The organism is Nostoc sp. UHCC 0252, assembly GCF_034931145.1.
GTDB lineage: Bacteria > Cyanobacteriota > Cyanobacteriia > Cyanobacteriales > Nostocaceae > Nostoc.
Genome location: NZ_JAYGHE010000065.1, coordinates 1 through 8,721, shown reverse-complemented (window position 1 = coordinate 8,721; position 8,721 = coordinate 1). Strand labels below are relative to the sequence as shown.

The following is an 8,721-nucleotide window of genomic DNA, read 5'->3' as shown; positions in this document are numbered from 1 at the left end:
AATAAGTTTGAAATCCTCACTCCTAACTTTTTATTCATAACTTATATAACTACTACAGTACAGCGTAAATAAACCACCAATTTCAAATGGTCAAAAACTCTGCTCTATAAGCTTTTTGACTTTTGACTTTTGACTTCCGCCATGCGGTACTATTGCCTTTGAAAGCGCAGTGCATCAATTGATTGAGCAGTGAGAAAAATACCCAAAAAAATGTAACTGGCGAATAAAATTAAGGCGCTGGTATCAAAAATTCCTTGAATTAAAGTGTTGTAATGCTTTAGTAACGACAGATGACCTAAAGCTTCACCTACGGGGCCAGGGACAATTTTGGCGATTAAATCAATCAATAACAATAATAAAATTACTGCAAAGGTGAAGACGGCAGACAGAATTGTACTGTCTGTTAAAGAAGAAATAAACATTCCTACAGATAAAATTGCTGCTGCTAGCAAGATTAATCCAAAATGACCCAGCAAGGGAATTGAGAGCGCTATTGGTGGATTTGATCCACTGATTGCGATCGCTTCCAACACTAGCATGGGTACAACCATCGCGGTAAAAAATGTTAGCACGCCTAATAACTTACCTACAGCTACCGCCCAATTGGTGATTGGTGAGGTGGCTAATAGTTCCAAAGTGCCCCGCTTACGTTCTTCGGCATAGAGTCCCATCGAGAGAATTGGCAGGATAAATAACAATAGCCACCCCATGCGATCCAAAAATGCTCGGACAAATTCGTAGGGGACATCTATGGGCGGTGTTGGCACTCCTAGTTGTTGCCCTTGTGCATCTATTGCCGCAACTCCTAGCAAAATGCCATCTGGCCCTAGCAAAATCATCACCAAGAATAACCCCGCGATTAACCAAAATATGCCTGCGATCGCATAAGCCAAAGGTGATACAAAATAACTCTGTAACTCTCGGCGATAAATGGCAATAATATTACTCAGCACTACACCCATTTACGCTGCCTCTCCTTCATTGTCTGCTGCTAAGTCTATCTCAGTCTCGAATTTCTTTTCTTCTGTGGTTAGTTGCAAGAATACATCTTCTAAGGTGGCGTTAACTCGCTTCAGTTCATGCAAACCGAATCCTGCACGCACTAATGTTGTGGCAATATCCTTTCCTGGTTCTTTTCCCGGTTGCGATATTACCCGCAAATAAGCGCGGTTTTCCTGGGGTTGATGACCTCCAGTTGTCGGAATTGATTCTATCAGACTCACACCCGCGACTTTTTGCAATACCTGTTTCGCTAGGGCAGCTTCTCCTTCTATTTCCAACTCATACCCGGAGCCACCTGTCAACTGAGTCATCAAGTTTTCTGGTGTATTAGTTGCCACAACTTTACCGCGATTGATGATGGCGACGCGGCTACAAGTCATGCTCACTTCTGGCAGAATGTGTGTGGAAAGAATAATTGTGTGAGTACCAGCGAGGCTTTTAATTAAATTCCGCACCTCAATTATTTGTCGGGGATCGAGTCCAACGGTGGGTTCATCTAAAATGATTGCTGGTGGATCGTGGACGATCGCTTGAGCAATTCCTACTCTTTGGCGGTATCCTTTAGAGAGTTTGCGAATAATCACCCGTCGCTTATCTTCTAAGTTGCAGCGTTCGATAGCGGCTGTTACCTTGTTGGCGCGATCGCCTGCTGATACTCCCTTAATTCGGGCGACAAAATGCAAAAATCCTTCTACCGTCATGTCTGGATATAACGGCGGTGTTTCTGGTAAATAACCAATGCGTTGGCGTACAGCCAAAGAATTTTCATGGACATCATAACCAGCAATCCGGGCATTTCCATTGGTTGCCGGTAAATAACCAGCCAGAATCCGCATGGTTGTGGTTTTACCAGCGCCATTGGGGCCCAATAACCCTAAAATTTCCCCAGGTTCGACGCTAAAAGTGACATCAGTAATCGCTGGGGTGGAACCGTATATTTTACTCAGATGTTCAACTTCGATCATCGGTATAGTGGCGATCGCAATTTATAGAATACCCAACAATCTTAGATCACGATATTGGGTATGGGGGACTGGCACTAAGATTCGCCGATAACAGGTAAAGTTCCTGAAAAACCTCTTGGTGTCAAAATAATTCGTAATTTATAATTGAGTATGTATATAAAATTAAAAGTACTAATTGCATCAGTTATATTAATTAGTTTTCTTTCTGGTTGTACAAATTGTGAGGCTAAAAGAACTTCAAATCCCAATCACATAAAGCAGTTGCTGACAACTAAAAAATGTCCCAAGTGTGATTTAGGTGGTGCTGATTTGAGCAATACGAATTTAGCAGAAGCTGACTTGCGTCAAGCAGAACTCACAGATGCTAAATTAAATGGTGCAAATTTACGAGGTGCTGATCTACGCCAAGCAGAGATGCGATGGACTGATAAATCTGAAGATGATCATGGAGAATCTGGATTTTCAGAAATGGGTGATATTGATTTTAGTTGTAATGCAGACTATAAAGTTTCGTTAGAGAAAGTTAACCTACAATCAGCTAACTTTTCTGATACTAATCTCTCTGGCTTATTTATTTCTGATAGTAATCTCCGTGCTGCGAATTTAAGTAGTGCTAACTTAAAAAGTATCTACCTTTCAGATGTAGATTTAGCGGGAGCAAATCTAAATAATGCTAATTTATCTTACGCAAGCTTCGGCAATGTTAACCTTGACTCGGCAAACTTACAAAATGCTGATTTAAGCCACAGCGAATTAATCGTCGATGTAGACTTAAGAAATGTAGATATGAGTGGTGCTAGATTAAATGTCGCAAAATTGGACGGAGTAGATTTAAGAGGTGCTAACCTCCGTGATGTTGACTTTACTCAAAGTAATGTAGATAGAGCAGATTTTCGTCATGCTAAAAATCTGACGACCGAGCAGATTAAATCGGCAGAAAATTGGCAAGAAGCAGTATATGACGAAGAATTTCGCGCCAAATTAGGGCTACCTGCCTGCAAGGCTAGGTTAGGTGAGTATTTAGATCGACCTTTTATTTTTAGTAAAATTAAGAAAGGATGTTTTCAAAATTAATCAGTTTAAAGTTTGCTACGTGCGGCGTGTTGTAGGCAAGACTCGCTAATGCTAAGAAGACAGTAATTGGTAATTTAATTAGTTGGGAACTGGATTCAACAAGCTTCCCCAGTCCCTACTACCCTTTGTAACTAGTTAATAATAACTGCCAGATTTACGATGCTCCAAAGCAGTGACACCTTCATTTTCCAACACTTCACCGTGATCGATGACGGCATAAATTAACCATCGATCGCCACATTCAAGCTGATTTTGCACCGTACATTCTAAATAGGCTAATGCCTCATTCAGAATCAGACAACCATTCAGAGCAGTTTCTGTGTCCAGATTTGCAAAGGGATTATCTCCTAAAGTGCTATGACGAGAAAAATACCGTCGGACATTTCTTCCTTCTTTAAGGATATTCAGCACAAATTTATCACCAGGATGATGCATTAAATCTGCATTCTGCTCGTTAGCGATCGCAATCATAATTCCTGGCGGGTTAAAAGTTGCTTGCGATACCCAAGAAGTTAAAACCCCTTTGTGAGTTTCTTCATCACGGGTTGTCACAACACACAGAGAACCAATGATCCGCCCCACCGCTTGTTCGGTACGATCTACATGGGTTTCTGTCACAACTTGGCGGGAAGTCCGCAGTTTTTTAGTTTTCTTCAAGTTTTGAGCAAAGAAAGCACCTGCTTCTTGACACTGCTGAAGAATCTCAGGAGTAGGACTGAAACGTACCCGAAGTGTTTCAAATCCTAGTTGATAATTTGCATCTTTGAGCTTGCTTTCTATTAAATCAATTGCCTCGCCACTCCAACCGTAAGAACCAAACACCCCTGCTAACTTAGTTTTAGCCGCGACAGAGAGAACTATTCCTAAAGCAGTTTGAATTTGAGTTGGTGCATGTCCGCCTAAAGTGGGTGAGCCGATAATCAAACCATCGCAAGTTTCTACAATGCGGTTAATCTCGGTAGAATCGGCTAGTTCACAGTTGATTGATTCTACATTAACTCCATTTTGGATCAAACCTTGAGCGATCGCATTCGCCATAATTGCTGTATTTCCATAAGCAGAAGCGTAAAGCAAAGCGACACTCAATTCTTGAGATTTTTGCCCTTGACACCATTGACGGTAATCATAAGTAAAACGGCTCAGGCTGTAACGGACAACTGGCCCGTGTGCTGGGGCATAACATCTGGCTCCCAAAACTGACAATTTATCTAACGCTGCTTCAACTTGTTTAGCTTGGGGAGCGTGGAGACATTCAAAATAGTAACGACGTTCCGCATCTAACCCCTTCCAATCTTCATCAAACAAAGTATCTTCGCAAATATGAGCGCCAAAAAGTTTGTCTGTGTAGAGAATTTTTGTAGCGGCATCATAAGTACAAAGTCCATCCGCCCACCGGGGAGTTGGTACGGTGACAAATGATAGATGATGTCCTTGTCCTAAATCTACAGTATCCCCCGATCGCACCGCTTGAATACGTGACTCCAATTCGGGAAAGGCGGTTTTGAGAGCATTGGCGGCGGGGCGAGAACAAATTATAGTGGCTTGAGGAACCAGAGAGAGTAATACTTGCAAGGTTGCTCTGCGGTTCGGATTGACATGACTGAGAACAATGTAATCGAGGAAGATGAAATCTAGATGTTGTGCAAGTTGTTCAAGGTAAATTTCTGTAAAAGATTCGCCAGGAGGGTCAATTAAAGCCTTTTTATCAGCTTGAATCAGATAAGAATTCGCTGTAGTTCCCCGTTGGCGGGAATACTCCACCTCAAATTTTAATCTGTCCCAAGTCCGCGATCGCAGAATCAGAGTATTTTTACCAATTTCAACAACTTGTACATCTCTGCTATGGTTGGGCGTTAATGTGGCAGCAGACATAATAACCTCTTTTAATAATTGGGCATTGGGCATTAGGCATTGGGCATTGGGTATGGGTTATTCTCCTTGTCTTCCCCTATTCCCTACTCCCCACTCCCTACTCCCTATTTTTAATGACCATTGTTTTGGATTAATTCAGACTTGGCTCGGTTTCTATAGCGTTTAGATACTTCTTGTTCGGGGTCGATACCTTCAAAAGTAGGGGGTAGCCAAACTCGGAGAAATAGTAATACTCCCAGCACTAATAAAAAGGCACAAGTTGCTAAAACTTGACTCCAACTTGTTTCTAGAACACCTTTAACAATGACTTCTCGCAATGCCGAAACGATGGAAACTTCAACAGCTACCCCAATAGATACTCGATGCTCTTGTAGGTAAATAATCAACAGTCGGAATAGCTCAACTAAGATAAGTAAAAAGAGAATGTCGGCAGTAACAGCATGAAAATCTAAAGGCGGAAGCAAGGAGAGAAACATATCTCTCACTTGAAGCACCATGAAGCTAAATAAACCGATACACAAACAAATCACAATCACATCTTGAATAAATTCCAAGGTTCGCACAACGCGCCCTCGATTTATTTCGTACATCGTAACCGGGGTACTTTCAACAGATTTATACATAGTTTTTTGGGAATTTGTAGAGACGCGATTCATCGCGTCTATGGCGAGACAAGGAGAATGACCAATGACCAATAACCAATGACTAATTAATAATGATTGCCAATTTTGCGGTGATGAGCGGCTGTAAGTGCATGTAGATTGGCAACTCTTCCAGTTTGGACTGTGCTATAAATTACCCAATGATCTCCACAATCCATGCGGCTAGTAATTTCACATTCCATGTAAGCTAAAGCTTCAGCTAAAACGGGCGATTCATTTTTTGCTGGATATGTTTTCACTCCAGCAAAGCGGTCTGCACCAGGAGCAAAACGTTTCAGAAAATGTTTCATTAATCCTTGATATTTGCCTTCTTCTAAAACGTTTAAAACAAAGCGATCGCCAACGTGCATTAAGGATTCAATTGCCCGATCTTTGGATACTGCGATCGCTACTCCTAAAGGCTCAAGACTCGCTTGTGTCACCCAAGAAGCAAACATCGCACTTTGAACTTCTCCTTTTTTGGCGGTGATGATGTATAATCCCGTGCTAATCCGCCCTAAAGCTTTTTCTAGCTCACTATTGATAGATTTTATTTGTTTAATGGTGCGATCGCGAGTCAACCATTGACCCATATCCGTCCCTGCTTCATCACAAAGCTGTTCCGTTGCTTGGGTAGGAATCTCTTTAACTAAGATAGGAGGAAAAGCTTCAGTTAATCCCAGTTCTTGAAACTTATTACGTAAAGGATAAACGGGTTCATCATCTCCCCCTCCCGACTCTAATAAACCAATTGCCTGTTTCTTGTGAACAGCAGCTAAAATTGTACTTAAAGCCGCTTGAATCATCACCGAAGATTGCGGTGGCATTGCAATTACTAAACCAGAAGCTTGTGCAACTAATTCTCGAACTTCTTGAGGCTCCGCACTATTGAGGTCTACTAATTCTACCGCCACGCCTGTTTTCGCGCATCCATGCGCTATGGTACGGACTAAATGCTCGCTATGCCCATAATCTTCAACATAAAATAGAGCTACTAAAGTCTCTGTTTTTGCTTGTTCTAAACTCCAGTTTTGATACCGTCCGAGCCATTCTGGAATATATTGTTGTAGTAAAGGGCCATGTCCTGTAGCAACTGTTCCTATTTCTAACTTTTCAATCCGCTTTAAAGCTGCCAAGACAGACCGGGCATTGGGGCCCATGAGACAATCATAGTAATAGTGAAAATCTTCCTCTATTGAAGTAATATTTTCATCATAGGTGTGGTCATCACAATAGTGCATCCCAAACACATCGCAAGTGTAGAGAGTGCAAGTTTTGTGGTCATAAGTAAAGATTGTGTCGGGCCAGTGTAAGTTAGGTGCAGAGATAAATTCTAATTCGTGTCCGTTGCCTAAATCTAATCGTTGTCCACTTTTCACCTGCATTGATTTAAAAGGCTGGTGAACCATATTTTCTAAAAATTGAATAGCTACCTTTGCACCGACAACAGTAATGGAGGGAGCTAATTGCAAAATATTTTTTACTAAGCCACTGTGGTCTGGTTCTGTGTGGCTAATAATTAAGTAATCTATTTTAGCCAGATCAATTAATCCCGCCACTACCTCAAGATATAATTCCTCAAACTTGCGGTGAGATGTGTCAACTAAAGCAACTTTTTCTCCCTGAATTAAGAAAGAGTTATAGGTTGTACCATTCCGTAAACCAAACTCAATATCAAAACGTTCTCTATCCCAGTCGAGACAACGAATAGCCGTAGTTTGAGGAGCAATTTCAACAGTTTCAATCGTCAAACGTCCTGGATTGGGAATAACTGGAGTAAGCTGTGTGAGTGCAACCATTTATTTGTACCCAAAAAGAATATTATCTGGAGCAGGTGTTATGTTTCTTATATTTACCTGAAATATTCAATTAGTAAAATGCCAATTTCTAAAGCGAATCATCAGAAAGATTTATTCTTTATTTTGAATGACTGACCATTGTAACTACTCAATGTTTATCATTAATAATAAATATAAGAAAATGCAAATACTAAGTTAGAATGTTTACGCATGTCGTTAATATTTTCTCCTCCTGTACAACAAATCAACAGCGAAATCGCCCGCCATGCTGGTGTTGATTTGTATGTGTTGCGCCTCGATCTCATGCACCCGTGGGTTAACGGCAACAAGTGGTTTAAGCTCAAATACAATCTTCTGGAAGCCAAGGAGAAAAACTTCACAACGCTGCTAACCTTTGGCGGTGCTTATTCCAATCACATCTATGCAACTGCGGCGGCTGGTAGTCTTTTCGGTTTTCGTACCATTGGTGTAATTCGTGGAGAGGAGAGGCTACCATTAAACCCGACGCTGAGTTTCGCTGTACAACAGGGTATGCAGCTTGTTTATCTAAACCGCGAAATGTATCGACAGCGCAACACACCAGAGTTAGAGGAATATCTGCGACAAAGTTTCGGCGAGGTGTTTATCATCCCCGAAGGCGGGAGTAATTTAAATGGTGTGCGCGGCTGTACAGAGATAATTGATCGTGCGATGTCTACGGCAGGCTACGCATTTGATCATATATGCGTAGCCTGCGGTACAGCTACGACATTAGCAGGTATTGCGCTTTCGTTGCATAAAGGACAAAGAGCGATCGCTTTTCCCGTTCTAAAAAATGGCGCATTTCTCGCCCAAGAAATTGAAAGTTTATTGACAAATTACCTCGCCTCTGGTTTACCTACACCATTTACCTCTCCGGCTTCTTGGGAATTGGTATGTGATTACCACTTCGGCGGCTATGCAAAGGTGAACGATGAATTACTACTTTTCAGCCAACAGTTCAAGGAGGAACATGACGTACCCCTTGATTATGTATATACCGCCAAAATGTTTTACGGAGTAATGGATTTACTACAGCAGGGATTTTTTTGTAGAGGCGATCGCTTACTGCTGGTACACACAGGCGGCTTACAGGGCAACATCGGTATACTCACATCTCGCAGCTAACCCAACAAACCCGTAATAAGTAGGTAAACATAATTAATTACACAATGTCATTGCGAGCGAAGCGAAGCAATCCCAGCCCTTGCGATTGCTTCGCTTTGCTCGCAATGACTGTAATTAATTTTGCGTAGTTACTTATCATGTTCGGTTAAATAATTGTCATTGCGTACCGCCAAGGGTGGAACCCGCAGGGTACGAAGTGGAACGTTCGCAATGATAGACATT

General features: G+C 41.7%; 7 protein-coding genes. 2 read left to right on the top strand and 5 right to left on the bottom strand.

The annotated features are described in order from the left end of the window. Positions 1–149: 149 nt before the first annotated feature. Together VB732_RS27190 and VB732_RS27185 are read right to left on the bottom strand one after the other, a co-directional pair. A complete protein-coding gene (locus tag VB732_RS27190) occupies positions 150–962 on the bottom strand; it encodes an ABC transporter permease (RefSeq protein WP_323233990.1) in 813 nt (270 codons plus the stop codon). Then, a complete protein-coding gene (locus tag VB732_RS27185) occupies positions 963–1,967 on the bottom strand; it encodes an ABC transporter ATP-binding protein (RefSeq protein WP_323233989.1) in 1,005 nt (334 codons plus the stop codon). It abuts the gene before it with no gap. 261 nt (positions 1,968–2,228) lie between these two features. Between VB732_RS27185 and VB732_RS27180 the strand changes: the two genes are divergently transcribed. Next, a complete protein-coding gene (locus VB732_RS27180) occupies positions 2,229–3,041 on the top strand; it encodes a pentapeptide repeat-containing protein (protein WP_323233988.1) in 813 nt (270 codons plus the stop codon). A 135-nt stretch (positions 3,042–3,176) separates the two neighbouring features. Here VB732_RS27180 and VB732_RS27175 read toward each other — a convergent pair whose 3' ends face one another. The 3 genes from VB732_RS27175 to VB732_RS27165 form a co-directional block, all read right to left on the bottom strand. After that, positions 3,177–4,913, bottom strand: coding sequence for a diflavin flavoprotein (locus VB732_RS27175; protein WP_323233987.1), 1,737 nt, complete (start codon positions 4,911–4,913; stop codon positions 3,177–3,179). A 110-nt stretch (positions 4,914–5,023) separates the two neighbouring features. Continuing rightward, positions 5,024–5,536, bottom strand: coding sequence for a phosphate-starvation-inducible PsiE family protein (locus VB732_RS27170; protein ID WP_323199837.1), 513 nt, complete (start codon positions 5,534–5,536; stop codon positions 5,024–5,026). Positions 5,537–5,622: 86 nt separating this feature from the next. Next, positions 5,623–7,353 (bottom strand): diflavin flavoprotein, encoded by a 1,731-nt coding sequence (locus tag VB732_RS27165; protein WP_323233986.1) that lies wholly within the window; start codon positions 7,351–7,353, stop codon positions 5,623–5,625. Between the two features lie 210 nt (positions 7,354–7,563). On the opposite strand from VB732_RS27165, the gene VB732_RS27160 reads away from it, so the two are divergent. Further along, positions 7,564–8,499 (top strand): 1-aminocyclopropane-1-carboxylate deaminase/D-cysteine desulfhydrase, encoded by a 936-nt coding sequence (locus tag VB732_RS27160; protein ID WP_323233985.1) that lies wholly within the window; start codon positions 7,564–7,566, stop codon positions 8,497–8,499. Positions 8,500–8,721: the final 222 nt, after the last annotated feature.

Excerpts from the sequence above, each read along its gene's own strand:
- VB732_RS27190 (WP_323233990.1), bottom strand. The coding sequence starts at position 962 with ATGGGTGTAGTGCTGAGTAATATTATTGCCATTTATCGCCGAGAGTTA.
- VB732_RS27185 (WP_323233989.1), bottom strand. The coding sequence starts at position 1,967 with ATGATCGAAGTTGAACATCTGAGTAAAATATACGGTTCCACCCCAGCG.
- VB732_RS27175 (WP_323233987.1), bottom strand. The coding sequence starts at position 4,913 with ATGTCTGCTGCCACATTAACGCCCAACCATAGCAGAGATGTACAAGTT.
- VB732_RS27170 (WP_323199837.1), bottom strand. The coding sequence starts at position 5,536 with ATGTATAAATCTGTTGAAAGTACCCCGGTTACGATGTACGAAATAAAT.
- VB732_RS27165 (WP_323233986.1), bottom strand. The coding sequence starts at position 7,353 with ATGGTTGCACTCACACAGCTTACTCCAGTTATTCCCAATCCAGGACGT.
- VB732_RS27160 (WP_323233985.1), top strand. The coding sequence starts at position 7,564 with ATGTCGTTAATATTTTCTCCTCCTGTACAACAAATCAACAGCGAAATC.